22 protein-coding genes and 2 pseudogenes are annotated in these 25,862 nt (G+C 68.2%); 12 read left to right on the top strand and 12 right to left on the bottom strand.

The genetic code is table 11. The annotated features are described in order from the left end of the window. Nucleotides 1–116: 116 nt before the first annotated feature. Both thiE and V2L32_RS20060 read right to left on the bottom strand, forming a co-directional pair. On the bottom strand, nt 117–764 hold the full coding sequence (gene thiE / locus V2L32_RS20065) for a thiamine phosphate synthase (RefSeq protein ID WP_331234387.1): 648 nt from the start codon (nt 762–764) through the stop codon (nt 117–119). 46 nt (nt 765–810) lie between these two features. After that, entirely contained in the window at nt 811–2,208 is a 1,398-nt protein-coding gene (locus V2L32_RS20060) for a M20/M25/M40 family metallo-hydrolase (RefSeq protein ID WP_331234386.1), read from the bottom strand. A 289-nt stretch (nt 2,209–2,497) separates the two neighbouring features. Here V2L32_RS20060 and V2L32_RS20055 point away from each other — a divergent pair, with 289 nt between their 5' ends. After that, nucleotides 2,498–3,484 carry an SDR family NAD(P)-dependent oxidoreductase gene (locus V2L32_RS20055; protein WP_331234384.1) on the top strand — a complete coding sequence of 329 codons (987 nt, stop codon included), beginning with the start codon at nt 2,498–2,500 and terminating at the stop codon, nt 3,482–3,484. A 17-nt stretch (nt 3,485–3,501) separates the two neighbouring features. Here V2L32_RS20055 and V2L32_RS20050 read toward each other — a convergent pair whose 3' ends face one another. Beyond that, complete coding sequence (locus tag V2L32_RS20050; protein WP_331234383.1) at nt 3,502–4,272, bottom strand: sugar phosphate nucleotidyltransferase; 771 nt, start codon at nt 4,270–4,272, stop codon at nt 3,502–3,504. Between the two features lie 279 nt (nt 4,273–4,551). Then, nucleotides 4,552–5,316: an IclR family transcriptional regulator gene (locus V2L32_RS20045; protein ID WP_331234382.1), complete on the bottom strand. Its 765-nt coding sequence runs from the start codon at nt 5,314–5,316 to the stop codon at nt 4,552–4,554. 130 nt (nt 5,317–5,446) lie between these two features. On the opposite strand from V2L32_RS20045, the gene V2L32_RS20040 reads away from it, so the two are divergent. Then, nucleotides 5,447–6,619 (top strand): MFS transporter, encoded by a 1,173-nt coding sequence (locus tag V2L32_RS20040; protein ID WP_331234381.1) that lies wholly within the window; start codon nt 5,447–5,449, stop codon nt 6,617–6,619. Nucleotides 6,620–6,743: 124 nt separating this feature from the next. Here V2L32_RS20040 and V2L32_RS20035 read toward each other — a convergent pair whose 3' ends face one another. Further along, the gene (locus tag V2L32_RS20035) at nt 6,744–7,907 is read right to left on the bottom strand and encodes an acyl-CoA dehydrogenase family protein (protein WP_331234380.1); all 1,164 of its coding nucleotides are present in this window, start codon (nt 7,905–7,907) and stop codon (nt 6,744–6,746) included. 206 nt (nt 7,908–8,113) lie between these two features. Between V2L32_RS20035 and V2L32_RS20030 the strand changes: the two genes are divergently transcribed. The 4 genes from V2L32_RS20030 to V2L32_RS20015 all read left to right on the top strand — a co-directional run bounded on the left by V2L32_RS20030 (nt 8,114) and on the right by V2L32_RS20015 (nt 12,956). Beyond that, nucleotides 8,114–9,286, top strand: coding sequence for a thiolase family protein (locus V2L32_RS20030; RefSeq protein WP_331234379.1), 1,173 nt, complete (start codon nt 8,114–8,116; stop codon nt 9,284–9,286). Then, nucleotides 9,283–9,684, top strand: a complete 402-nt coding sequence (locus tag V2L32_RS20025; protein WP_331234378.1) for a Zn-ribbon domain-containing OB-fold protein — start codon at nt 9,283–9,285, stop codon at nt 9,682–9,684. The genes V2L32_RS20030 and V2L32_RS20025 overlap by 4 nt, the downstream gene beginning before the upstream one ends. A 212-nt stretch (nt 9,685–9,896) precedes the next feature. Further along, on the top strand, nt 9,897–10,913 hold the full coding sequence (locus V2L32_RS20020) for a TAXI family TRAP transporter solute-binding subunit (protein WP_331234377.1): 1,017 nt from the start codon (nt 9,897–9,899) through the stop codon (nt 10,911–10,913). 36 nt (nt 10,914–10,949) lie between these two features. Beyond that, nucleotides 10,950–12,956: a TRAP transporter permease gene (locus V2L32_RS20015; RefSeq protein WP_331234375.1), complete on the top strand. Its 2,007-nt coding sequence runs from the start codon at nt 10,950–10,952 to the stop codon at nt 12,954–12,956. A gap of 183 nt (nt 12,957–13,139) precedes the next feature. Here the strand turns inward: V2L32_RS20015 and V2L32_RS20010 are convergent, their stop codons facing one another. Further along, nucleotides 13,140–13,577 (bottom strand): universal stress protein, encoded by a 438-nt coding sequence (locus V2L32_RS20010; protein ID WP_331234374.1) that lies wholly within the window; start codon nt 13,575–13,577, stop codon nt 13,140–13,142. Nucleotides 13,578–13,608: 31 nt separating this feature from the next. Further along, nucleotides 13,609–14,613: a 3-hydroxyacyl-CoA dehydrogenase family protein gene (locus V2L32_RS20005; RefSeq protein ID WP_331234373.1), complete on the bottom strand. Its 1,005-nt coding sequence runs from the start codon at nt 14,611–14,613 to the stop codon at nt 13,609–13,611. A 61-nt stretch (nt 14,614–14,674) separates the two neighbouring features. Between V2L32_RS20005 and V2L32_RS20000 the strand changes: the two genes are divergently transcribed. Further along, the gene (locus V2L32_RS20000) at nt 14,675–15,517 is read left to right on the top strand and encodes a BKACE family enzyme (protein ID WP_331234372.1); all 843 of its coding nucleotides are present in this window, start codon (nt 14,675–14,677) and stop codon (nt 15,515–15,517) included. A gap of 33 nt (nt 15,518–15,550) precedes the next feature. On the opposite strand, the gene V2L32_RS19995 is transcribed toward V2L32_RS20000, so the two are convergent. Beyond that, on the bottom strand, nt 15,551–15,736 hold the full coding sequence (locus tag V2L32_RS19995) for a hypothetical protein (RefSeq protein ID WP_331234371.1): 186 nt from the start codon (nt 15,734–15,736) through the stop codon (nt 15,551–15,553). A gap of 136 nt (nt 15,737–15,872) precedes the next feature. Between V2L32_RS19995 and V2L32_RS21200 the strand changes: the two are divergent. Both V2L32_RS21200 and V2L32_RS19970 read left to right on the top strand, forming a co-directional pair. After that, a pseudogene (locus V2L32_RS21200) lies at nt 15,873–17,104 on the top strand (mandelate racemase/muconate lactonizing enzyme family protein). 77 nt (nt 17,105–17,181) lie between these two features. Beyond that, nucleotides 17,182–18,192: an ornithine cyclodeaminase family protein gene (locus tag V2L32_RS19970; protein ID WP_331234368.1), complete on the top strand. Its 1,011-nt coding sequence runs from the start codon at nt 17,182–17,184 to the stop codon at nt 18,190–18,192. A gap of 1 nt (nt 18,193) precedes the next feature. Here the strand turns inward: V2L32_RS19970 and V2L32_RS19965 are convergent, their stop codons facing one another. Together V2L32_RS19965 and V2L32_RS19960 are read right to left on the bottom strand one after the other, a co-directional pair. After that, a complete protein-coding gene (locus V2L32_RS19965) occupies nt 18,194–19,609 on the bottom strand; it encodes a zinc ribbon domain-containing protein (protein WP_331234367.1) in 1,416 nt (471 codons plus the stop codon). After that, a complete protein-coding gene (locus V2L32_RS19960) occupies nt 19,606–20,781 on the bottom strand; it encodes a thiolase domain-containing protein (protein ID WP_331234366.1) in 1,176 nt (391 codons plus the stop codon). Before V2L32_RS19960 ends, V2L32_RS19965 begins: the two co-directional genes overlap by 4 nt. 198 nt (nt 20,782–20,979) lie before the next feature. Here V2L32_RS19960 and V2L32_RS19955 point away from each other — a divergent pair, with 198 nt between their 5' ends. Beyond that, the gene (locus V2L32_RS19955) at nt 20,980–21,408 is read left to right on the top strand and encodes a GNAT family N-acetyltransferase (protein WP_331234365.1); all 429 of its coding nucleotides are present in this window, start codon (nt 20,980–20,982) and stop codon (nt 21,406–21,408) included. 37 nt (nt 21,409–21,445) lie between these two features. On the opposite strand, the gene V2L32_RS19950 is transcribed toward V2L32_RS19955, so the two are convergent. Beyond that, nucleotides 21,446–22,489, bottom strand: coding sequence for an LLM class flavin-dependent oxidoreductase (locus V2L32_RS19950; protein WP_331234363.1), 1,044 nt, complete (start codon nt 22,487–22,489; stop codon nt 21,446–21,448). A gap of 105 nt (nt 22,490–22,594) precedes the next feature. Here V2L32_RS19950 and V2L32_RS19945 point away from each other — a divergent pair. Together V2L32_RS19945 and V2L32_RS19940 are read left to right on the top strand one after the other, a co-directional pair. Continuing rightward, nucleotides 22,595–23,124: pseudogene (locus V2L32_RS19945) on the top strand (enolase C-terminal domain-like protein); the annotation flags it as partial. 225 nt (nt 23,125–23,349) lie between these two features. Continuing rightward, nucleotides 23,350–24,138: an HpcH/HpaI aldolase family protein gene (locus V2L32_RS19940; RefSeq protein WP_331234362.1), complete on the top strand. Its 789-nt coding sequence runs from the start codon at nt 23,350–23,352 to the stop codon at nt 24,136–24,138. On the opposite strand, the gene V2L32_RS19935 is transcribed toward V2L32_RS19940, so the two are convergent. Next, nucleotides 24,135–25,778, bottom strand: a complete 1,644-nt coding sequence (locus V2L32_RS19935; RefSeq protein WP_331234361.1) for a thiamine pyrophosphate-binding protein — start codon at nt 25,776–25,778, stop codon at nt 24,135–24,137. The two genes, V2L32_RS19940 and V2L32_RS19935, sit on opposite strands and share 4 nt — an antisense overlap. Nucleotides 25,779–25,862: the final 84 nt, after the last annotated feature.

Here is a 25,862-nt window from a genome sequence, read left to right as displayed (position 1 = left end):
GGTCGGTGGGGTTAGCCCGTGCGGTGGCGGCCACTCCTACGGACTGCTGTACCTGTTCAGCGCTCGGACCGAGAGAGAGGTACCGGTCCAACCGGTACGGACTACAGCGGTTCGTATCAGGTCCGGTTCTCCCCTTCTCTCACGGCGTCGACGAGCCCGGCGGTCGCCCCCGCCGGGTCCTCCGCTCCGGCGATCTCGCTGATGACGGCGACGCTCGTCGCGCCGGCTTCGACGACCTCGGAGGCGTTCTCGGCGGTGACGCCACCGATGCCCACGATCGGGATCGAGACCGCCTCGGCGATCTCCCGCACCCGTTCGGGACCGACCCCCGAGTTCTCCTCGGGCACCGCCTTCGACTCCGTGACGTAGACCGCGCCGACGCCGAGGTAGTCCGCACCCTCCGCCTCCGCTCGCCTCGCTTCCGCGACGGTCGAGGTCGAACAGCCGATCACGCTCCCCGGACCGAGCAGGTCGCGCGCGACCGGGACCGGCAGGTCGCTCTGCCCGAGGTGGACGCCGTCGGCTCCCACCGCCTCCGCGATGTCGACCCGGTCGTTGACGAGGAGGTCGACCCCGGCGGCATCGGTCAGTTCCCGCAGTTCGAGTCCGAGACCGTAGCGCTCGCGCGCGCCGGTGTCCTTCTCGCGGAGCTGGACGGCGTCGACGCCGCCCTTGATCGCGGCCCGGACGACCTCCTGCGTCGATCTCCCCTCCGAGAGCGACGCCTGCGTGACGAGATAGGTCCGCCAGTCTGTGGGGTTCATGTCCCCCCTTTCAGGGACGCCGACTAATCGGCTTCGGTGGCGGCGATCACCTGTCGAGCGCGCTTCCGAGGCCCCACATGACCCGCGCGCTCGTCCGGACCCCGTTCTCGAAGCACTCCAGATCGAGGTGTTCGTTCGGCGAGTGGTTACCCTGATCCGGGTTCGCGTACGGGACGACGAGGATCGGGACGTCCGAGAGGTTCGGCACCTCCCGGAAGTAGGCGGCGGGCAAGCTCCCGCCGAGGACCGGGAACTCGACCGGGTCGACGTCCCACACCGAGGAGAGCGCGTCCGCGACGACCGCCGCGGCGGGCGTGTCGATCGGCGTCTTCATCGGCGGGAAACTGCCCTGTTTCCGGATCTCCACGTCCGGGTTCTCGCGCTCGACGTGTTCGCGTACCCGCTCGAAGACGCGCTCGGGGTCCTGGCCGGGCACCAGCCGGCAGTCGAGTTTCGCCGTCGCCGTCGAGGGCAGGACGGTCTTCATCCCCTCACCCCCGTAGCCCGAGCGGAGCCCGTTGATCGTGAGCGTCGGGTGTAACAACAGCTGCTCGTAGTACGGTCTCTCCGTGGCGAGGTGTGTGAGGTCGAGCTCCTCTCTGATCGCGGTCTCGTCGGTGGGGATCTCGGCGACGAGCTCTCGATCCGCGTCGGTCACCTCGATTCCCTCCCCGAACCCCTCGATCGTGATCCCCTCGCCCGACCGCATCGATCCGAGGAGTTCGACCAGTTCCGTCGCCGCGTTCGGCACCGGACCGCCGAAGTTCCCCGAGTGGAGGTCCGTGTTCGCGGTTCGGAGGTCGAGCTGGAACGAGAGCACGCCCTTGTTGCCGTAGGCGAGCAGCGGTCGCTGTGCGCGGGCACCCTCGCCCGACGAGGCGGCACCGGCCGAACCGAACATCGGACCGTCGGCGACGTATACTAGGTCGGCGTCCGCGACTGCCTCGGCACCGGAGTCGAGATAGCTCCGGAGTCCCGCGCTCCCGCTCTCCTCGCCGCCGTCGAGGAGCACCTTCACGTTCAGCTCGGGGGAGTGACCGGCGTCGAGCAGCGCGTGGAGCGCGAAGAGGTGTGCGCCGAACTGGCCCTTGTTGTCGCCCGCCCCGCGTGCGTAGACGCTCCCCTCCCTCACCGTCGGCTCGAACGGCGGGCTCTCCCACTCCTCGCGCGATCCGGGCGGCTGCACGTCGTAGTGGCCGTAGAAGAGGACCGTCGGGTCGTCCGGATCCGAGAGCCGCTCCCCGTAGACGACCGGATACCGATCCGTCTCGATGCTCCGTACCTCCTCGAAGCCGAATCGGGAGACCGTCTCGACGACGAGGTCGGTCGCCTCGTCCATCCCCTCGCCGGTCGTGCTGATACTCGGCTGGCGGAGCAACTCGTAAAGCGCTTCCCGATAGCGCTCTGTGTTCGACTCGATCGCGGCGTCGACCTCCTGATCCATGCGGACGGCTCTCGCCGGACTCGCTTCGGCGTTCCGGTCGCGGTCGGTTTCGGGCCAGAAAGGATATATCAGACCGGCGGAAAGGTATGACGCTTAGCTGACCGCCAGCTACCGTCCGTCGGCGTCGCACTCACCCCTTGGCCGCGGCGACGACGGATCCCATCCACACCCCTTCGGCGGGCCGCTCGCCGGGACCGTCCCCCGTCGGCCCTCCCCAATCGATCCGTTCCCCGAGCCCCCGCTCCCGGGAAGCCGGCAGGTTTTTTCCATCCGGTCGTAGAAGCCCTGTATGAAGGTTCTCGTGACTGGGGGGGCGGGGTTCATCGGCGGCCACATCGCGGAGGCGTTCGTCGCCGACGGACACGACGTGGTCGTCCTCGACAACTTCGAGCCGTACTACCACACCGGGATCAAAGAGCACACCGTCGAGCTCTGTCGCACGCTCGCCGAGAGCTCCGAGGGCTCGTACGAACTCGCGGAGGGCGACGTCCGCGAGGCAGCGGTCGTCGACTCGCTGGTCGCCGACGTGGACACGGTCTACCACCAGGCCGCACAGGCCGGCGTCCGCACGAGCGTCGAACAGCCGCGGAAGGTGACCGAGATAAACGTCAACGGGACGCTCAACGTCTTCGAGGCCGCCCGGGCGGCCGACGTCGAGCGGGTCGTGATGGCCTCTTCCTCGTCGGTCTACGGCAAGCCCGAGTACCTCCCCTACGACGAGGCCCACCCGAACGAGCCGGTGAGCCCCTACGGCGTCTCGAAGCTCGCGACCGAACACTACGCGCGGGTCTACCACGAGGTCTACGGCCTGCCGACGGTCTCGCTGCGCTACTTCACCGTCTACGGCCCGCGGATGCGCCCGAACATGGCGATCAGCAACTTCGTCTCGCGCTGTCTCCACGGCGAACCACCCGTCATCTACGGCGACGGTACCCAGACCCGGGATTTCACCTACGTCGACGACGTCCGCTGGGCGAACCGAGAGCTCCTCGCGAACGACGCCGCCGACGGCGAGGTGATGAACCTGGGAAGCACCGACAGGATCGATATCAGGACGCTCGCCGAGGAGGTGCGCGACCAGCTCGCACCCGACCTCGAGATCGAGTACGGCGACCGGAACGATGCCGACGCCGAACACACCCACTCGGACATCTCGAAGGCGAACGAGCTGCTCGGTTACGAGCCGACGACCACGATCCGGGAGGGCGTCTCCCGGTTCATCGACTGGTATCGCGAGAACGAGGACTGGTACGACCCGCTCGTCCGCGCGTCGTAAGCGGCTCAGGTTCGCCGTCAGCGCTCGCCGGCGAGCAGCCGTTCCGCGCGTTCGACGTCCTCGGGGGTGTTGACGTTCACCCGCCACCCGTCGAGTTCGACGACCTCGACGCGTCGGCCCCCTTCGATCAGCAGCGTCAGCGCGTCGGCGAGTTCGTACTCCCCACGATCCGAGGGGTCGATCCGTCGGCAGGCGTCGAATATCTCCGGGGAGAGTCCGTACACCCCTGTCGTGACGAGCGTCGACGGCGGCTCCGCCGGCTTCTCCACGATCCGACGGAGGCGGCCGTCGTCGTCGACGTCGAGGACGCCCGTCTCGCGCGCCTCCGTTTCCGAGACCCGGTCGACGAGGAGCGTCGCGTCCGCCCCGGATCGCTGACCCTCAATCACCTCCCCGAGGTTCCCCGATATCACGTTGTCCCCGTTGTAGACGAGGAACTCCCCATCGACCCGTTCTTCCGCTCGCGAGATCGCGTGTGCGAGACCAAGTCGTTCGTGCTGGTGGACGTAACTTATTGGAATGCTTTCGAACGAGCGGCCGTAGTACCCGGTGATCTCCTCGCCTCGGTAGCCGACCACGACGACGAGTTCGCTCACCCCGGCGTCGACGAGTCGAGCGAAACAGCGAGTGAGGATCGGTTCTCCGCTCACCTCGACCAGCGGCTTCGGACGTTCGTCGGTGTGTTCTCCGAGTCTCGAGCCCTCGCCCGCGGCGGGAACGACCGCTTTCATGTCGGTGTCCTCGTTCTCCTCGCCACGACTATCCCGTTTCGGTTCCGATCCGTTCACGTCCTCACTCTCGAACCCCGGTCGGCCCGACTCGTATCCCGAGGACCTTCGCTATCTGAAATATATTTAATTACTCCAATTCGTACTCGCTTCTGTGGACCCGAATCGGGGATCTGTACCGCTCGCCCGGCCCGATCGTTACAGGCATATGCGTGTTATCCGGGGTTCGACAGTCACTCGATACCCGGTTCCACATACCGGAACGACGGCGGCTCCACGCGAGACGACGAGGACCGTAGTCGATCCGTGTAGCGCCCTGGGCAGGGCCGATTCGCGAGTTCAGCCGTACGCGAGTGCGATCTTGATCTCCTCCGCCTTGTGACGCAGCACCGGCGGCAGCCGCTCGTGCATCTCCCGCTCGGTGAACCTGCTCACGGGTCCGAACACCCCGAGCCCACCCAACACGGCGTGGTTCTCGTCGAACACGGTGACTGCGACGCCGCGGAGCCCGTCCATCCGCTCCTCGTCGTTGATGGCGTACCCCCGCTCCCCGGTGATTCGGATCTCCTCCCGGAGGGCGTCGGTGTCGGTGATGGTGTTCGTCGCGAACGGCCGTGGCTCGAGGCCGTGCAGGTACCGGTCGACGCGCTCTTCGGACCACCCGGCGAGGATCGCCTTCCCGGACGCGAGCGAGTACAGCGGTCGCCGTTTCCCGATCATGGTGTCGGAGACACCGCCGAAGCTGTGGATGTACACCCCCTCCCCCGCTTCCTCCACGAGGAAGATCGCCCGCTCCCCGGTCTCCTGTGCGAGCTCGACGACCTTCTCCTTCGTCGCGAGGTAGCCGAGCTTCCTGTTCCTGGCCTGTTCGCTCAGTTCCAGGAGACGGAACCCCAGATGGAGTTCGCCTTCCCGCTCGACGACGTAGCCGAGATCGCGGAGCGTCTCCACGTGTCGGAACACCGTACTCTTCGCCATACCCGTCGTCCGTGCCAGCCCGGTGATCGTCGTCCCCTCCTCCTCCGCCAGCGTCTCGAGGATCTCGAACGTCTTCTTCGTCGTCGCCACCCCGGCGTTCGTCCCCCCGATCGAGTTCGCTCCCATGGCTCCGCTCCCCCGGCGACCCTCATCAAAGTTCCGTATAGTGAAACGGATCCGACAGGGGCTCCACCACGGACGGGCCGACGCTGCCGCGACCGCAACCGCTTTTCTCGTGGTTTTCGACTCGAAACACGTGCGCTGGTCCTACCGCTCTACCGTCCTCGTCCTGTGTACGCTCGCCTTCTTCGTCACGGTCGCCGCCCGACTGGTCATCAGCCCCGTCGTCCCCGACGTCGTCGCCACGTTCGAGGTGAGCACCGGTGCGATCGGCCTCGCCCTCTCGGGGATGTGGGCCGCCTACGCCCTCTCGCAGTTCCCGTCGGGCGTCCTCGGCGACCGCTACGGCGAACGCCGGATCGTCCTCGTCGCGATCGGCGGGGTCGCTCTCGCGAGCGCCCTGCTGGCGACGTCGCCATCCTACCTCTCGTTTCTCCTCTTCGCCGTCCTCCTCGGGACGACCGCGGGGCTCCACTACAGCGCCGCGACCACGCTGCTCACCCGCCAGTTCGAACGGACTGGCCGGGCGATCGGGATCCACGTCTCCGGTGCCCCGATCGCCGGTCTGACCGCACCGGCGCTCGCGGCGGTCGTCGGCGCGCAGTACGGCTGGCGGGTCGCGGTGTTCCTCGGAACCGTCGTCGCGGTTCCCGTCTTCGTCGTCCTCCTCGTCCGGACCCGTCCCACCGATCCGCGCCTCCCCGACCGGCGGATCCGCGATCGGATCGACCTCTCGCTCCTCCTCGGTCTCCTCTCTCGCCCCGGGGTCGCGTACACGACCGCCCTGTCGGCGCTCGGTGCGTTCACCTGGCAGGCCACCGCCTCCTTTCTCCCCGCGTTCCTCGAGGGGAGCCAGGGCTTTCCCCGAACCACGGCCGGCCTCCTGTTCTCGGCGTACTTCCTCGTCAACGGCGTGGCCCAGCCGCTGACCGGCTCGCTCTCCGACCGCTACTCTCGCGATTCGGCCGCGGCGCTCACGATGGGCGCCGGCGTTCTCGGCTTCGCCACGCTGGTCGTCGGCGAGGGGCTCCCCGCGACGGTCGCCGGCGTCTGTCTCGTCGGCGTGGCGATGACGTGGGGCGCGCCGTTGCAGTCGCGGTTCATGGACCTCCTCGACGAGTCGGAACGGGGTCTCGGCTTCGGCCTCGTGCGGACGGTGTACATGACCCTCGGCGCGACCGGCAGCGTCGCCGTCGGCGTCTCCGCGGACCTCCTCGGCTGGTCGGTCGCGTTCGGCCTGCTCGCGGGCGTCACGGGACTCGCGCTCGTCGCGATCCTCGCGAACCGGCTCCTCTCGCTCGGCTACTGACGGCGGTGACGTCCTCGCTCGGGACCTTCTCACCGTCCAAGAACGGAGCCCGTCGTACGGAGACTGTCGACGGCGGCCCCTCGAACCGCTCCGAACCGATCTCGCGCCCTATTCGAACGTCCGTCTAGTCGAAGGCCTGGATGCCGGTGAGGTCGGCGCCGAGGATCAGCGTGTGGATGTCGTGGGTCCCCTCGTACGTGTAGACGGTTTCGAGGTTCGCCATGTGCCGCATCGGCGAGTAATCGAGCGTGATCCCGTTGCCCCCGAGCATCTCCCTCGCGACCCGGGACTGATCGCGGGCCATCCGGACGTTGTTTCGTTTCGCCATCGCGACGTGCTGTGGACGCAGCTCGCCGCGCTCTTTCAGCTCCGCCAGCCGGTAGGCCAACAATTGCGCGGTCGTGATCTGTGTGGCCATCTCCGCGAGTTTGCGCTGTTGGAGCTGGAACTGCGCGATCGGCCCGCCGAACTGCTCGCGATCGAGCGCGTACTCCCTCGCGACCTCGAAACAGTCCCGGGCCGCACCCACCGCCCCCCAGGCGATGCCGTAACGCGCCTGCGTCAGACACGACAGCGGCCCCTTCATGCCCTCTACACCTGGAAGGACGTTCTCCTCGGGGATTCGGACGTTCGAGAGGCCGATCTCGCCCGTGATCGACGCGCGAAGCGAGAGCTTCTCGTCGATCTTGTTCGTGCTCACGCCCTCCCTATCGGTCTCGACGAGGAACCCCCTCACTGGCGAGTTTTCACTCGACGAGTCCCGGGCCCAGACGACGGCGACGTCGGCGATCGGCGAGTTGGTGATCCAGGTCTTCGAGCCCGAGAGGACGTACTCGTCGCCGTCTCGCTCGGCTCTGGTCTCCATGCTGGACGGATCGGAGCCGTGTTCGGGCTCGGTGAGCCCGAAACAGCCGACCGCCTCGCCTTCGCCGAGTTTCGGGAGCCACTCGTCCTTTTGCTCCTCAGAACCGAAGGCGTGGATCGGGTACATGACGAGCGCGCCCTGGACGCTCGCCATCGACCGGAGCCCGGAATCACACGCCTCGAGCTCCTGCATCAGCAGTCCGTACGCCGTTTCGGAGAGCCCGGGCAGGCCGTAACCCTCCAGATTGGGCGCGTAGAAGCCGAGGTCGCCCATCTCGGGGATCAGGTCGGTGGGAAACGTGCCTGCCTCGTAGTGGGTGGCGATCTCCGGGCGGACGCGCTCTGTGACGAACTCGCGGGCGGTGTCCCGGACCATCCGTTCCTCGGAGTCCAACCCCGCCTCCAACCCCACGTAATCGAGCATACGTGCTACAACACAACTCGGGTGATAGAACTTGTGGTCGGTGGCGAGTGTCGAGTCCAGGCGTCGGTCCGGACGCCGACCGAACGCCGTTCCGGATAGTGAAACAGCGAGCCGTGTGAACCGATCGGGGTCGTCGATCCGTTCGGGGACGAACACCGGACGAGGTCGGGTTATATGTCGCCGCCCGCTGTACGCCGCGTCGTACCATGACGGGCCAGCCAGCTCCGACCGTCTCCGGGATCGGACTCGTCCCGAACGGGCGCTACTCGATACCCGACCGTGACCTCGCGCTGGGGGTGATCCGCGAGGCGGTCGCTGAGGCAGGTGTCGAACTTTCCGCGATCGACGGACTCTACATGCCGTCGCCGAGACCGTGGACGCCACAGGGCTTCTTCTCTACCTACCTCCACCGCCTGCTCGGCCTCGAGACGCGTCGGTCGATCGAGGTCGCGACGGGCGGGACGAGCGGGGGCCACGCGTTCCACGCCGCCGTCGAGGACGTTCGAAGCGGAGCCGTGGAGGCAGCGCTCGTCCTCGCCCTCGAACGCCACTCGTTGATCGAGACGACCGGACCGTACTTCGACTACGTCGCGAAGCTCTTCGACAGGGAGTTCGAGACGCCGATCGGGCTGACGATCCCGGGCGTCTACGCACAGAGCCTGCGGCGGTACCTCTTCGAGCACGGGATCGAGCGTGAGGACGTCGCGGAGATCGTCGTGAAGAACCGACGCAACGGCCGGGCGAACCCGAACGCGCTGTTCGACGAGGCGGTCACGCGCAGGGAGGTGCTCTCGTCGCGCCCGATCGCGGACCCGATCCGGCTCTACGAGTGTCCCGCGCCCTGTGACGGTGCCGCCGCGCTCGTGATCACCGACGGCCCGTCCGACGGCGCGACCGAGTCACCCGTCTCCGTCGCGGGGATCGGCACGCACCACGCCGCGAGTCACCTCCTGATGAGCCCCCGTCACGGGACGACCGAACTCCCCGCGATCGGGGAGTCGGCGAGGGGTGCCGTCGTGGACGCGAACGTCGGGATCGACGCGATCGACGTCTTCGAGCCCTACACCCCGTTCCCGCACATCGAGGCGATCTTCGCCGAGGAACTGGGGCTCGTCGGGCGCGGTGAGGGCGTCGACGCCTGCCTCGACGGGACGACCGCGCCCGACGGCGCCCACCCGATCAGTCCCTCCGGGGGCTGTCTCGGTCGGGGACACCCGCCGATGGTGACGCCGCTGTTGAACCACGTCGAGGCGGTGAAACAGCTCCGCGGCACGGCCTCGACGCAGATCGACGGTGCCGAGTACGCGATGACGACCGCGGAGCACGGCCACGTTAACGGGGTCACGGCCACCGTGTTCATGACGGAGGCTCCAGCGTGAGGGAGACGTCGTACACCGACCCCTTCTGGAGCGCGCTCGAGGAGGGGCGGTTCCTGATCCATGGCTGTGATGGCTGCGAGGAGGCGTTCTTTCCGCCGAGCCCGATCTGTCCGCACTGCCACTCGACGGACGTGCGCTGGGAGGAGGCCTCGGGCGAGGGACGGATCCACACCTACACCCGCCAGCACACGACGGCCGCCGACTTCGAGGACGGGATCGTGGTCGGCGTCGTCGAACTGTCCGAGGGGCCGCGGCTGCTCGCCCGGATCGACGCCCGGTACGAGGCCCTCTCGATCGGCGATCCGGTCGGTCTCGAGGCGCGCCGGTACGATCAGGCGTTCGACCGGGGTCGGCTGGCGGACTCCCCCTTCTACGTCGCGACGGTTCGGTCGGAGTGATACGGACGGTTGTAGTCCCTTCCCGGTGATCGCCGACCCGTACTGGATCACCAGTAACCAGTTACAACCGTCCGTACGAGACGACCCGCGTCCGTGGCGGTGGCCGTTCGTCCGGCCCGTTGTCGACCGGCGATCGTACACAACTGTTTTATACCATCGCTGTCTGCTCTGTGGTGATGCATGGCAATGGCCGCGTTAGCAGACGTGACGCGTTGAGGGCGACCGCCGGCCTGGGGGTCGTGGGGCTCGCCGGCTGTCTCGACATGCTCGGCGGCGATAGCGTCGACATGACCGTCGGCTCCTCGTCGTCGGGGTCGAGCACCTACGGCAACTCGCAGGCGATCCAGCGGGTCGTGGACGAGAACTCGGACTCCGTGAGCTTCATCACGCAGGACGCGGGGGGCGATCCGCAGTCGATCCGGCTCTACGCCGACGACGAACTCAACTCCTACTCCGCGGGCAACTACATCCTGAACCAGGCGCTCACCTCGTCGGGACCGTTCGAGGAGCCGGACGACGTCGACACGTTCCCACAGCACGGGTTCAGTCACCTGTCGCTGAACCTCTACTGGATGGCTTTAGAGGACAGCGACATCGAGACCACCGACGACCTGTTCGGGGAGGACATCTACGCCCTGCCCGCCGGCTGGGGGCTGCGCGCGATGACCGAGGAGATGTACGGCAACGCCGGTCTCTGGGAGGAACTCGAGGAGGGCGTCGTCAACTTCGAGACCAGCGAGGCGGCGAGCGCGCTCGAGGAGGGCCGCGTCGAGGCGTTCGTCACCTACACGTCGAACTTCACCGAACTGCCGTCGTGGGCCGTCGAGGTCGACGCCAGAAACGACGTCAGGCTGATCGAACAGACCGACGAGTTCGTCCAGGCCGCCGAGGAGTTCGCCGGTGCGGGCTACGACGAGATGGACGAGGTCGGCGGCTGGGACCAGGACATCGGCGGGGAGGACTTCCCGAACCACACCTGGACCGAGACCTACCCGTACCTCTTCAGCCCGGACATCCCGGCGGACGCGCTCTACGAGGTGATGGACATCTGCCACACTCACTACGAGTCGATGCAGGAGGCGAACCCGACGATCCTTGATTACGGCGACCCGGACAACCTGACGTTCGCGCTCGTTCACACCGACGAGATTCCGATCCACCCGGGGGCGGCCGACTGGTACGAAGAGCACGACGTGTGGGACGATAGCTGGACCCGCGGAGACGAATAGCACACCTTTTAGTACTCCATATCGAGAACACGGATCATGGTGTATTCGATCTCTACCAGGAGCCGACTAGAGCTCGCCAACGACGTGGTGACGGCGTTAGCGATCCTGACCTGGGTGTGGATCCTCTTCTACGCGTTCACACAGCGGATGGACCGGATTCTCTTCACGGTCATCTTCCTCGGCTCGATCATCGTCGTCTACCTGGGCAACGAGCTGGTGGAGAGCTACGAGGAGGGAGAGACCCTCGAGATGGTCGGCCTGTCGGTTTCCGCGCTCGTCACGGTCGTCACGACGATCTACATGACGGTCAACTACGACGTGCTCCTGTCGGTGCGCGTCGGCACCGCGCTGCCCCACGAGTACGCGCTCGCGGCCACGTTCATCGTCGTGATCCTCTACCTCTCGTACCGGGCGTACGGGCTCACCTTCCTGGCGGTGATCATCGCGGCGATCCTCTACGGGATCTACGGCAACTACGCCCCCGGGATCCTTCGCCACGGTGGGTTCAGCCTCAACCGGACGGCGAACATCATGGTGCTCGACTTCCAGGGCGTCTACGGCTCGATCTCGCGCATCATCGCGACCTGGGTCGCGCTGTTTCTCCTCTACGCGGGCCTGATGCGCGGGTTCGGTGCGTTCGACCTCATCATGCGCCTCGCGCTCCGGGCCGCGGAGGTCGTCCGCTCGGGCGTCGCACTCTCGGCGGTCACCGCGAGCATCATCATCGGGTCGATCACGGGGAGCCAGGCGGCGAACACCGCGATCACCGGCTCGTTCACCATCCCGCTGATGAAAGAGAGCGGGATCGACGGCGAGGTCGCCGGCGGGATCGAGTCCGTTGCGTCGACCGGCGGACAGATCATGCCGCCGGTGATGGGCGCCGCGGCGTTCGTGATGGCGTCGCTGCTCGGGATCACCTACCTGGAGGTGCTGATCGCGGGGCTGATCCCGGCGGCGATCTTCTACGGCTCCGTCTTCATCGCCGTCCACTACACCGGCATCGAACAGCTCCGGGGGCAGACTTTCGACGTCTCGGTCACCGAGCACTTCGACGAGCGGATGACGAGGGGCGAGCTCGTGATCCAGCTGATCCGCTTCGGTGGCCCCTTCATGGTCCTGATCGTGATGCTCGGCGTCCTCCAGTGGACGGTGCTGACCTCGGCGCTCTACACCGTCGTCGCGATGCTGATCACCGGCTTCGGCTTCCCGGTCGCCCAGACCGCCTATGAGGGAGGCGACCTCCGTGCGGAGGTCGACGACCTGCTCGGGAAGACGGCGTTCGGCTTCCGGGAGGGGGCGATCATCCTCGCGCCGATCGCGATCATCATCGCCGCGATCAACGGCGTCGTCGACATCCTCGAGGCCTCGGGGATCCCGGGGGTGCTCTCGCTCGCGCTGCTCGACCTCTCGCAGGGCGTGATGCTGCTGGCGGTGATCCTCGCGTTCGTCATCTCGATCATCCTCGGGCTGGGGATGCCGACGGTGGCGGCGTACGTCATCGTCGCGGCGCTCATCGCCCCGGCGCTCGTCCAGCAGTTCTTCGTGCCGAACCTCGCCGCACACTACTTCGTGCTCTACGCCGCGGTCCTCTCCGGGCTGACGCCGCCGATCGCCATCGCGGTCGTCGTCGCGACGGGGATCGCCGGCTCGAACTTCTGGCGGACCTGCTTCGAGGCGCTCAAGATCTCCATGCCGATCTACGTCCTCCCGTTCGCGTTCATCTACAACCCCGAACTCGTCGTCGGCGGCTGGACCACCGAGACGCTCGTCTCGGGCGCGATCGCGCTCGTCGGCGCGTTCGGCATCTCGCACGGGCTCAACTACCACGGTCGGTTCTTCCACCCGAGCCCGTTCGTCGTGTTCCCCGTCAAGGCGGCCTTCGTCGTCCTGGGGATCCTCGCGATGGTGTTCCCCGTCACCGGCGTCCGTCTCGTCTGCATCGCCGTCATCGCCGGGCTGATGCTGCTCCAGCTCCAGCGACCGATCCGCGAGCGACTCACCGGTGGGCCGACCGAGACCGGCGCGAGGCCGTCGGAGGACTGATACGGACTGCTGTAACTGTTTACCGCTCGGACCGAGAGACGGGCACCCGTCTGAGCGGTACGGACGGACAGCAGTCCGTATGACGCCCTCGGCCGGAGCCGTCCGTACCCGCCCGGCGTTTGCGATCGGATGACCTTTCGACTACCAGTGGCCCGGTGTCGGGTTTCGACAGTATTCCCCGGCTCACACGACCGTGACGGGGCGTTCGGAGCCGAGGATCACCTCCTGAGCGACGCTCCCGAACACCGCCTTCCCGACCGTGGAGCGTTTCCTCGCCGGGACGACGATCGCGTCCGCGTCGACCGCCTCGACGTACTCGAGGATCTCCTCGGCGGGATCGCCGTGTCGCCTGACGAGGTCGACGTCGAACCCGGCGGCTTCGAGGCGCGCTCTCGCTTCGGTGACCGAGTCGGGGACCGCCGTCTCGTCGTAGAGGTCGTCCGAACGTACGTTCCCGCCCTCGTCGACCGCCCTGAACTCCTTGAACACGTTCACCAGCGAGACCGTGACGTGTCCCGGATCGTCGAGCAGCCCCTCGTCGTCGATCAGGCCGATCAGATAGTCCGTGGCGTTCTCCGCTCGCTCCCTCTCGCCGTCGATCGGAACCACGACGTGGTACATGCGGCTCCGGTTACAGCGCGTGTGGGGATAGTTATGTGTGCTCGCGGCTCGTCGCAACCGACTCGTCGGCGGCGCTCTCGTAGACGCTCGAGAGGTCGAGCAGCCGACGGATACGGTCGTCGTCGGCCCCGTCGGGATCGGACGCGGACCAATCGTAGACGCCGCGTCCGGTCTTCTCGCCCAGCCGTCCCGACGCGACGAGTTCCGAGAGCGGTTCCGGGGGGGTCGTCCCCCGATCGAGGTCGGGGAGCAGTTCGGAGAGCACGGTGTGGTGGACGTCGAGGCCCGATCTGTCCGCCTTCTCGAACACCCCCAGGACGGGCAGCCGGTAGCCGAACGTCCCCTTCACGATCCGGTCGATCTCCTCGGCGTTCGCGACGTCCGCGCCGAGGAGCGCCCATGCCTCGTGGGCCATCGCGGACTGGATCCGGTTGGCGACGAACCCCGGGATATCCCTCCGCAGGACGACCGGGTCCTTCCCGATCGAGTCGAGGAACCAGCTGGCGCGTTCGAGGGTCTCCCCGGTGGTCCGTTCGCCCGGCACCACCTCGACGCCCGGGACGACGTGTGCCGGGTGGAACCAGTGGGTCCCACAGAACCGGGTCGGGTCGTCGACGAACGCCGCGAGCTCGTCGATCGAGAACGAGGAGGTGTTGGTCGCGAGGACCGCCCCGTCCGGTGCGTGTCGGTCGATCAGCTCGAACGCCTCGCGTTTCGTCTCGCGCTCTTCGGGCACCGCCTCGATCACGATCCCCGCGCCGTCGACGGCCTCCTCGATACGGGTGACGTACTCGATCCGGTCGGTGATCTCCCCGGGCGCTTCGATCCCGCGAGCGCCGTGGTCGGCGATCGCCCGTGCGGCCGTGTCGACGCGCTCGCGGGCGGTCTCGATGGCTGGCTCGGAGACATCGAATAGCGTCGTCCCGTGACCGCCGGCGGCACACGCGACGGCGATCGCGTGACCCATCGTTCCCGCACCGACGACCGCGGGCGACGCTGCTGGCTCGTGGTCGTCTCCGGAGTGGGCGTCCGTCATGGTCTCAGCTCTCGCCCGCGGTGGATAACGTTTTCCCGGTGGGCTCTGTTCGAACGGGTAGATGAGCTACCAGCAGTACCTCGACGGGGAGAAACTGATCCTGACGGTGCCGACGACCGGCGGCGTCCAGGGCAAGGAAGCGAACCCGAACATCCCGGAACAGCCCGATGAGATCGCCGAGGCGGCCCGCGAGTGCGAGGAACTCGGCGCGTCGATCGTCCACCTCCACGGGCGGGACGAACGCGGCGAGCGCAGCGCCGACCGCCTCCAGGAGATCAACGACGCCGTCCGCGATGCCTGTGAGGACGTCGTCATCCAGAACACGACCGGGGGGACCGGCCTCCCGCTCGAAGAGCGGATAAAGGGGATCCGGACCGACCCGGTACCCGAGATGGCCTCGCTCGACATGGGGCCGATGAACCGGTACCAGCACCTCACGGCCGAGAACACCCGCTACCAGATCGAGACGCTCGCTCGAGAGATGCAGGAGGAGGGGATCAAACCCGAGATGGAGGTGTTCAACAACGGCCACCTGAACGAGGTCTACCGGCTGATCGAGACGGGACTGGTCGACGAGCCCTACTACATCAACCTGATCTTCGGGCCGGGAACGCTCACGCGGCCGACCCCGGCGAACGTGGTGAACATGATCGGCGAGCTCCCCGAGAACTCGATCTTCAACGTGCTCGCGATCGGGCCCCACCAGCTCCCGCTGACGACGATGGGGATCGTGACCGGCGGCCACGTCCGGATCGGCATGGAGGACAACCTCTACTACCGACGTGGCGAGCCCGCAGAGAGCAACGCACAGCTGGTCGGCCGAACGGCGAGGATCGCCGACGAACTCGACCGAGAGCTCGCGACGCCGGCGGAGGCGCGCGAGATCCTCGGGATGTCGGGCTGATCCGTCCGGCGTACGCCGGCTTGCCGTCTCCGATCAGTCGAGACCCTCTTCTGCGCGGTAGAACTCGCAGTCGGCCTCGTGAGAGAGTTCGCCACGGTCGTTGCAGACGTCTGCACGCATCGGCGAGACGAATCCCTCGATCACCTCGCAGTAGGCTCGTTCGGTGTCGAAGCTCGTCTCGCCGTCCGAGTCGCGGTACGAGAGGTACGGGCAGGTCATGTCCCATCCGATGCGGAGGGCGTACGAATAGGTTGTGGTGGCGGGGACGCGCTTCGATCGGGGATCACGGCGGGGCGTCGGTCGAGCCGTGACGGTCGACCCCGGGATCGATACTCCGCTCGCGCGAGTCGGGAGGTTGTACTCCGACTTCGCGGCACGGCTCGCGACGACGATGTGGCCGAAGTTCGACGAGACGCCGAAGCGCTCGACGGACGTCCCCGCGATCACCGACCTCGAGACCGTGGTCGTCGACGGCAACTTCCCGTGGACGATCGTGCGGGTGGAGACCGACGCCGGGGTGACCGGGGTCGGCGAGGCCTATCCCTCGCCGGGCGTCCACGAGGTGATCACCGACTACCTTCGACCCGTGCTCCGTGGCGAGAACCCACTCGATGTCGAGCGGCTCTACCACCTCATGCGCGAGAGCCTCTCGGGGCGTGGCTCCCAGCAGGGGATCGGGACGATCGCGATCAGCGGCGTCTAACTGGCGCTCTGGGACGCCGCGGGGAAACTCCTCGAGCAGCCGGTCTACCAGCTACTGGGCGGGAAGATCCGCGAGGAGGTCCGGATCTACGCCGACTGCCACGCGGGCGAGGGGATGGTCGACGCCGCGCTCTCCGAGCAGCCGACGGGGACCTACGAGCCGGAGGCGTACACGAGGGCGGCCCGAGCGGCGGTCGACGACGGCTTCGAGATCGTGAAGTTCGACCTCGACGTCCCCTCGGGCCGCGAGATCGACACCCTCTCGCGGCACCTCGACGGACCCGAACTCGAGCACAAACGGAGCCTCGTCGAGGCGGTGACAGACGAGATCGGCGACGGGGCGGAGGTCGCGGTCGATCTCCACTGGAATTTCGGGCTCGAGGCGGCCGAGGCGCTCTGTGACGTCCTCTCCCCCTACGACCTCGCGTGGATCGAGGACCCGTTCCCGCCGGAGAACACGGCGGCGATGGCGGAGCTGAACCGACGGGTCGACCAGCCGATCCTCACCGGGGAGAACGCTACGGCCGTCACGGCTTCCGCGACCTCCTCGAGGAGCAGGCGACCGCGTTCGTCGCCCCCGATATTTCGAAGACCGGCGGGATCGCCGAGACGAAGAAGATCGCGGAGCTGGCGGAGACGTAGTACGTGACGCTCGCGCCGCACAACATCGGGAGCCCGGTGGCGACGATGGCGGGCGTCGACGTCGGCGCGGCGACCGCGAACTTCCTCGCCCTCGAGTTCCACGCACGGGACGTCCCGTGGTGGGAGGACCTCGTCGTGTGCGACGAGCCGCTCATCGACGAGGGCCGGATCGAGGTACCGGACACGCCGGGGCTCGGGATAGACGTCGACTGGGACGTCGTCGAGGAACACCGCGTCTCCTGATCGGCTTCGAGGAACTCCGAACGGCGGAGTCGGCCGGTTCACCCGGCTTTTTGACCCCGGACGACGAGTGTCGACCGATGACAGACGCGCTGTATCTCACGAGCGAGGAGGTGGCGGGGCTCGCGAGCCCCGCCGAGTACGTCGAGGCCGTCCGCGAGGGCTACCGCCAGCGCGGCGAGGGCGCGGCCGCCCACCCACGCCAGAAGTTCTTCGGGGACGACCCGAAGGGGATCCTCAACAGCTACGCGGCGATCCTCCCGGAGACGGGAGCGATGGGAGGGTACACCTACTCAGCCGGCTTCGGCGCGCGTGACGCCTGGTTCCTCACCCCTCTCTTCGACGCCGAGAGCGGCGAGCCGCTCGCGGTGATCGACGGCGCGAGCATGAACCCCTTCAAGACCGGCGCGGCGGGCGCAGTCGCGGTCGACGCGCTCGCCCGCAGGGATTCGAAAACGCTCGCGGTGATCGGCAGCGGCTCGCAGGCCCGCGGACAGCTCCACACGACGGCCACGGTGCGCGAGTTCGAGGAGGTCCGCGTCTTCTCGTCGACCGAGGAGAACCGCGAGGCGTTCGCCGACGAGTTCGACGCGCTGCTCGACGCCTCCGTTCACGCCGTCGAATCGAGCGAGGAGGCCGTATCGGGCGCCGACGTCGTGATCACCGCGACGACGGCGAGCGATCCGGTGTTCGACGGCGAGGTGCTCGATCCAGGGACACACGTCACCGCGATGGGCCAGTACACGCCCGGGAAGACCGAACTCGACGTCCGGACGATCGAGCGCTCCGTCTACGTCCCCGACCTGAGAGAGCGCGCGACGATCGACGCCGGATCGTTCCTCGCGGCGATGGACGCCGGCGTCGTGGACGAGGATCACGTCCACGCGGAACTCGGCGAGGTCGTCGCGGGCGTCGAACCCGGCCGGACGAGCGACGAGGAGATCACGGTCTTCGACAGCGGCGGCACCGGCATCGAGACCGTCGCCGGCGGATACCTGCTTTACGAGAAGGCTGTCGAGGAGGGGCTCGGGACCTCCATCCAGGTCGCACCCGCGAGCGAGGCGCTGACCGGACGGCTCCCCGAACGGTAGCTCACTCCGCCGGGCGGATCTTCCGGGCGTAGCGCGTGACACCCTCCTGGGTGTAGAGTCGGCGGATCGTCGTCTCGACGCGGTCGTCGACGGCGAATCCCTCGCACTCGGCACAGCCCATCATCGGCGCGCTCACGGTTTCCCCACCCGATTCGAGCGCGACGATCGCCGCCGCGTAGTCCCCGGAGCGTGCCTGCTGCTCGGCGAACTCAGGGGGTGCGCCGCCGGCCGAGATGGTCGTCACCGCCTCGATCGTCCCTCTAGAGTCGAGTTCGACCCGCTCGTAGTCGGCGAGCGACCCACACGACGGACAGGCGCCCTCCGGGGGGAACGCGAGGTCCGAGCAGTCGAGACAGCGACCGGCCTCGAGACGGTAGCGCTGGGGGATCGACCGCTGCCAGGTCGGAACGCTCACGTACGCGCCGCCGCCGTCGGGGGGGCCCGACGTGACCGCCCCCCGCGCCCGGAGGTACTCGGCGTAGCTCATCGTTCGCTCCCCGTCCAGATCGAGCGAGGTCGGGACCGTCCCGTCACACTCGACGTCGAACGCGTCCGCTCCGGCCCCGCTGCCGTACGAGACCGCGAGGGTCGACTCCTCACCCGCAGCGAGCGCGCGGGCGACCGAGAGCGGGACGCTCGCGGCACCCGTGTCGCCGAGGTCGTGGACCGTCGCACACCGCTGGATCGCCTCGGCCTCCACGTCGATCCGGTCCGTCACCCTGTACGGGAGTGTGCCGTCCGGTGCCTGGATCGCGACCGCAACGGGTCCGGAATCGCCCTCCAGACCGTCGACCGCACCGCCGACCGTCTCCGAGAACGCCCGTCGGTCGTAGCTCGTCACGCCGAGGCCCTCGGTCGTCTCGGACCCGGTCTCCCGGAACCGGGTTCCGGGGTACGGCCGAGAGAACTCCGTCCGGTCGACGATCCGTGCCGGACCGGTCGGCGCGATGACGAACGCCGCCGCACCGGCGCCGGCCGCGTGGTCGATCGAGGTATCGGGATCGCCGCGCGGTGCGTCGGCCGCGACGACGAGCGCCCGTTCGCTCCCGGCCTCGGTCGCGTCCATCGCCGCGAAGAGCGCCCGCGTCCCGGCGCGTGTGCTCCCGGTGAAGACGTTGGCCGATACCTTCTCCTCGAGTCCGAGCATCGCACCGAGGCGAACCGAGAGGTCCTCCTCGGCGAGCGGCGGCGTCGTGCTCGCGAAGCCGAGCCAGTCGACCTCTCTCCTCTCGATCTCACCGGCGTCGAGCGCTCGCGCGCCCGCCTCGTACGCCATCGTCAGCGCGTCCTCGTCGGCCGCCGGGACCGCCTTCTCGTCTATCCCCGATCCCTGGAACCGACCCCAGGCGTCGGCGATCGCCTCGGCCGTGATCCTGCCCCGCGGTGCGTACGCCCCGATCGAGAGGACCCCGGTCATGCCCGAACCTCCTCGCGCTCGAAGACGTGGACGACCGCCGCCCCGCCGCTCCCGCCGACGTTGTGCGTCAGCCCCCGCCGCGCGTCCTCTACCTGTCGCTCGCCCGCCTCGCCGGAGAGCTGTTTGAACGCCTCGACCACCTGGCCCGCCCCGGTCGCACCGATCGGGTGGCCCTTCGACTTCAGCCCCCCGGACGTGTTGACCGGGAGCTCTCCCTCCCGCTCCGTTGCTCCCGACTCGATCAACGAGCCGGCCTCCCCCCGCTCGCAGAAGCCGAGGTCCTCGTAGGCGAGCAGTTCGGCGATGGCGAAGCAGTCGTGGACCTCCGCGAAGTCGACGTCACTCGGCGCGATCCCCGCCATCTCGTATGCGGCGTCGGCGGCGCGCTCGCTCGCGGGAACCCGCGTATAGCTCTCGCGCTGGAAGAGCCCGACACGGTCGCTGCCCGCGCCGACGCCGGCGATCCGGATCGGCTCGTCCGTGTACTCGGCGACGACGTCCTCGCTGGCGACGAGCGCACACGCCGCCCCGTCCGAGGTCGGACAGCAGTGATAGAGGGTCAGCGGGTCGGCCACGACAGGTGCGGACTCGGCCTGTTCGAGCGTACACTCGAAGCCGAGCTGTGCGTGCGGGTTCTTCGCCCCGTTCGCGTGGTTCTTCACCGCGACCCGCGAGAGCTGTTCTCCGGTGGTGCCGTAGCGCTCCATGTGTGCGCTCGCCATCTGCGCGTACGTCCCGGAGAAGGTCGTCCCCGAGAGCCGCTCCCACTCCGTTTCTCCGGAAACCCCGAGCCAGTACTTCGTCGCGTCGGCGCTCGTGTCGCTCATCACCTCGAACCCGCCCGCGAGGACCACGTCCGCCATCCCCGAGCGGATCGCCTGCACCGCGCTCCGGAGCGCGAACCCGCTCGCGGCACAGGCGTTCTCGACCCTCGTACACGGTACCCCGCCGAGACCGACGTGTTCGGTGACCGCCGGCCCCGGGAGGCCGAGCTGGCGGCCGCCGACGCCGAGCGTGCCGACGGTCGCCTCGTCTATCGCCTCGCTCTCCATTCCCCTCGGGACGCTCTCCATCGCCGCCTCGAACGCCGTGCGGAACAGCGACCGGTAGCTCTCGTCCGGGAACGCGCCGAAGTCGGACTGGCCCGCGCCGACGAGGTAGGCCTCTCGCATGGACTCGATGTTCGCCCGGGCCGAATAAGCCTGCCGTCTCGCACGGTGCTGAGAGGGATCACCGTAGCCGAGCGTCCCGCCGGGGCGTACACATCACCGGTGTCGTTCGGTTCGTCGTCGACGAACGACGAGGTTCTACGACGCTCCCCACGACGCACCGACCGGACCGCTGATGCCCGCGGGTGCCGATCTCGACCCATGGACGAACTCGAGATCCGGGAGGCGAGAAGTGAGTCGGTGGTCGACGCGCTCTACCCGATCGTCTCCGAACTCCGCGATCTGGAGAGAGAGGAGTACCGGGAACTCTACGCGGCGATGCGTGAGGAGGGGTACCACCTCTTCGGGGGCTTCGTCGACGACGAGCCGATCGCTGCAGCGGGCGTCCGCGTCGGGACGAACTTCTACCTCGGCCGCCACGCCTACGTCTACGATCTGGTGGTGACCGAAACGGAGCGATCGAAGGGCCACGGGAGCGCGCTGCTCTCGTTCGTCAACGAGTGGGCCACAGAACGCGAGTGCGAGGCGGTCGAGCTCGAGTCCGGCCTCTGGCGCGAGGAGGCCCACCGGTTCTACGAGCGAAACGGCTACGAGAAGTACTGCTTCTCGTTCGTCTACGAGCTCGCGTGACGCCTCGGTATCGGGGGAGCGACCCCCGAAACGCCGATCACTGGACGAGGGAGGCGAACCGGCGCAGCTGTTCGCGCTGGTCGCGCGCGGTGAACCGCGTGACGAACGTCTCGACGCCCGCCTCCGCGTAGCGTTCGAGATGCTCCGCGACGACGGAGGGTGGCCCGAACGCCCCGCGCCGTCGGACGTCCTCGTCGCTCAGCTCGCCCCACGCGGGGTAGTACCGGTCGAGGAACGTGCGCGCCTCCTCGATCGCCGCCGCCTCGGTCTCCGCGATCACCACGTCCTGGTAGTAGGCGGCGTCGAACGGCTCCCCGCCGCGGCCCGCCTCGGCGACGAGGTCGCGTGCTCGGTCGATCCCCGCCGCGTACATCTCGGTCGACTGGCCGATCGGGAGCCAGCCGTTCCCGTGTTTCGCGATCCGCTCTCGGATCGGGCGCGGGAACCCCTCCCTGGGGTCGAACGTCGCGGACGCGACGTAGATCGGCGGGGGTCCACCGCACGGCTGGACGCCGATCTCCGCGTCCTCCAGCTCGAAGAACTCGCCGTCGACCGTGACGCGATCGCCGCTCCAGAGCCCGGCGATCACCTCGAGACCCTCGTCGAGCAGCGCCCCGCGCCGTCCGTAGGGGAGGCCGAGCTGGTCGTGTTCGGCCTCGACGTCCGGCCCGACCCCGACGCCGAGACCGAGTGCGAGGCGACCGCCGCTCACGAGGTCGATCGTCGCCGACTGGTGGGCGACGTGGACCGGGTGGCGCAGCTGGGGGAGGTAGACCGACGTCCCGAGCGTGACCGCCTCCGTCGCCGTCGCGACCGCAGAGAGCGTCGAGAGCGGTTCGAGACGGGGCTTCGCGAGCACGCTGTCGCCCGCCCAGACCCCGTCGAAGCCGAGCGCCTCGGCCCGCCGGGCGAGGTCGATCACCTCCGACCGCACCCTCGCGGCCTGTTCGAGCGAGTCCTCCGAGGAGAGGACGACGCCACGGGTCGGCAGCACGTAGCCGTGTGATGGCATGCCACCTGTCTCTCGGGCGGGGCCGTAGCTGTTGTGTTCGGGGTTCCCCTCCGGCCGCGTTCGGATCACACGCTACTCCCGAGGAATCGATTGCGACCACCACGAGAGCCGATTCCTCTCGGTAGTATCCGAACACCGTCGCCCGAAAGAGGGGAACCGTTTTTCCCGCGTTCCGAGACCATCACGCATGGCACAGCGTGTGACGAGGCGGAATTCCTCTGGTACGAGGACCCGTATCGGGACGGGGGCGTCTCACAGCACGCCCACCGAAAACTCCGGCAACTGATCGATACCCCGCTCTTACAGACCGAACACGTCCGTGGGCTCGAGCCGCACACCGATTTCATCGCGGCGGAGGCGACCGACTTCGTCCGTGCGGATCCGGAGTACGACGGGGGGATCACCGGTGCGATCAAGATCACGCAGCGGAGAGTTTCGATCTCGACGTGGAGTATCACGCACCGGGACCGGCTCAGCGCTAGTGTCTCGCGGCGACGCGCAACAGCAACTACTACGAGGTGGCGCTGGTCCACCCCGACTGCGAGAACACCCAGCCGCCGGTCTACGACTGTGGCTACTCAGACCAGCTCGAGACGATCGACGACGAGGGACGGGTCTCGGTCCCCGACGGACCGGGTCTCGGCGTCGACTACGACTGGGAGGAGATCGAAGATCGCGAGACGGGACGGAGGGTGTACGAGTGAACCACGTCACACGTGCCGGGGACTGATACTGTCGGCTGTAAGTCGTTCAAGATCGTCGCGCCCACGTGGTGTCGAGAATCTTTACACAGTTACAGCCGACAGTATGAGGCTTTTTGCCGACGGCCCGAGAACGGGCGGCCATGATCGCTCCGCGACGACGACGGCGGCCGCGTGGACTCGACCGACGAACGACGGTCCGGCCGACGGGTGGGCTGGTGGAGAGCGATGACTGAGGGGTCCGGGGCGCGCGGTCTGGCCGACCGGGTCGCTGACGGCGCGCTCGGCTCGTGGATCTCGATCGGTCACCCGACGGTCGTCGAGGCGGCCGCGCGCGCCGGCTTCGCGTTCGTCGCCGTCGACACGGAGCACTCGACGATGAGCCTCGAGACGGTCGCGGGGCTCGTCCGGGCGGCGGAGGCCGCACCCGGCGACCTGTCGGTGGTCGTCCGGCCGGCGTGGAACGACCCCGTGCGGATCAAACGAGTACTGGATATCGGCGTGGACGGCCTGATGGTCCCCATGGTCGACACGGCCGAGGACGCGAGAGCGTTCGTCGAGGCGACGAGGTACCCGCCCGACGGGGTCCGGGGCGTCGCGGGCGGCCGCGCGTCGGGTCACGGCCAGTCGTTCGTCGAGTACGTCGAGCGCGATCACGACGACCTGCTCCGGATCGCACAGATCGAGACGCCGACCGGCGTCGAGAACGCGGGCGAGATCGCGGCGACGGAGGGGATCGACTCGCTGTTCGTCGGGCCGGCGGACCTCTCGGCCTCGCTCGGGGTCTTCGCCGAGTGGGACTCCCCCGAACTCGCGGAAGCGATCGAACGGGTGCTCGAGGCGAGCCACGGGGAGGACGTCCCGGTCGGGACGCTCACGGTCAGAGCCGAGGACGTTCCGGCCGCGGTCGAGCGCGGCTTCGACTACCTGATCGCGGGCAAGGACACGACGACGCTGATCGAGGGCGGCGAGCGGATCCGCGAGACGTACGAGCGGAGCCGGTCGGAGCGGGGCTAGTCGTTCATCCAGACGCTGGCTTGCGGCTCGTACGGGTCGGTCGGGACCTCGACGAGCGTCGGCCCGTCGCTCTCGATGGCGTCGGCGACGGTCTCTTGGAGCGCGTCAGTGGTTTCGGCTCGGACGGTGTCGAGGCCCAACCCTTCGGCGACGGTGGTGTACGAGACCGGCGACTCCTCCCAGCCGTACTCTCCCGGGTCCATCCGGTAGCTCCGGCCGGCCTCCTCGCTGATGATCGCGTAGTCGCTGTTGTTCAGCACGACGACAGTGACGTCGATCCCCTCGTCGACGAGCGTGTGGAGTTCGTGCAGACACATCAACAGTCCGCCGTCGCCGGTGAGTGCCACCGCGGGACGCTCGGGTTCGGCGAGTTTCGCGCCGATCGCCGAGGGCAGTCCCGAGCCCATCGTCGCCCACGACCCGGGGTTGACGTAGGTCCGGGGGTCGTACGCGTCGAAGGCGACGAGCGTCCAGAGCCTGAACCCGCCGGCGTCGACGCCGACCGCCGCCTCGCGCGGGATCGCCTCGCGAAGCGCACGCAGCGCGCTCACCGACGTTAGCGGTGCGTCGGTCACCGAGAGGAGCTCCCCGAGACGCTCCTCGATCCCCTCGCGGGTCTCCCGTGCCCGTTCGATACCGTCCTGGCTCTCGACCGTCCGCGCGGCGAGCGCGCCGTCGAGCGCCGAGAGCGTCTCCTTCGCGTCGGCGACGATCCCGACTTCTGGCTGGTAGCCGGTCCCGACGTCCGAGGCGTCGAGCGTGACGTGGACGAGCCTCTCGGGGACCTCGATCGACCAGTTCTGCATCGTCACCGCGTCGAAGTCGGTGCCGACGCCGAGCGCGGCGTCCGACTCCGCGACCAGCCCCTTTATTTCTGTCCCTGCCCCGCCACAGAGCGCGCTCGCCGCGAGGTCGTGGTCGTCCGGGAACGCCCCCTTCCCCTTGTACGTGACGACGACGGGCGCGTCGAGACGCTCGGCGACCCTCACGAGTTCGTCGGTCGCGCCCGACGCCCGCACGCCGCCGCCCGCGACGATCACCGGCCGTTCCGCCCCCGCGAGCAGTTCGGCTGCCCGCTCGACGGCGTCGTGCGGGGGCTCCGCGACCCGGTCCTCGACGGTCGACTCCGGCTCCGCGAGCGGGACGTCCAGTTTGAGGAAGTCCTTCGGGATGCCGATCCGTACCGGTCCCGTCGGAGGGGTACGCGCGACGTCGATCGCCCGCTGGAGCTCGGCTATCGTGCTCTCTGCGGTTGTTACGGTTATATTCTCCTTCACGACGTTGTCGTAGGTATCGGGCGGCGTCTCGTGGATGCCGTCGCCGCCCCTGATCTCGGGTTCGGTCTCGATCGCGACGTGGAGCAACGGCGTGCAGTCGTTGAGCGCGTTCTTCAGCCCGTTCATCGCGTTCATGTCGCCTGGACCGGGGATGACGACGGTCGCGGCCATCCGCCCGCTCGTCTCGGCGTAGCCCCACGCCTGGTGCGAGACGGCCGTCTCGTGACGCGCCATCACGAACCGGACGTCCTCGCGCTCGCCGATCGTCTCGTTCAGCGGGAGCGACTGCTTCCCGGGGATGCCGAAGACGGTGTCGATCCCGTTCTCGCGCAGGCGGTCGATGACGGCCTCGTTGACGTTCATACCGGGGAAGGTACGGAGAGGAGTGTAAAGCTTCGGACCCCGGGGATCGGGTCCGGGGAAAGCGAACCCTTATTTCGGCGATCG

Origin of the sequence: Halalkalicoccus sp. CGA53 (assembly GCF_036429475.1) — an archaeon.
GTDB lineage: Archaea > Halobacteriota > Halobacteria > Halobacteriales > Halalkalicoccaceae > Natronorarus > Natronorarus salvus.
This window is presented reverse-complemented; position numbering and strand designations above follow the sequence as displayed.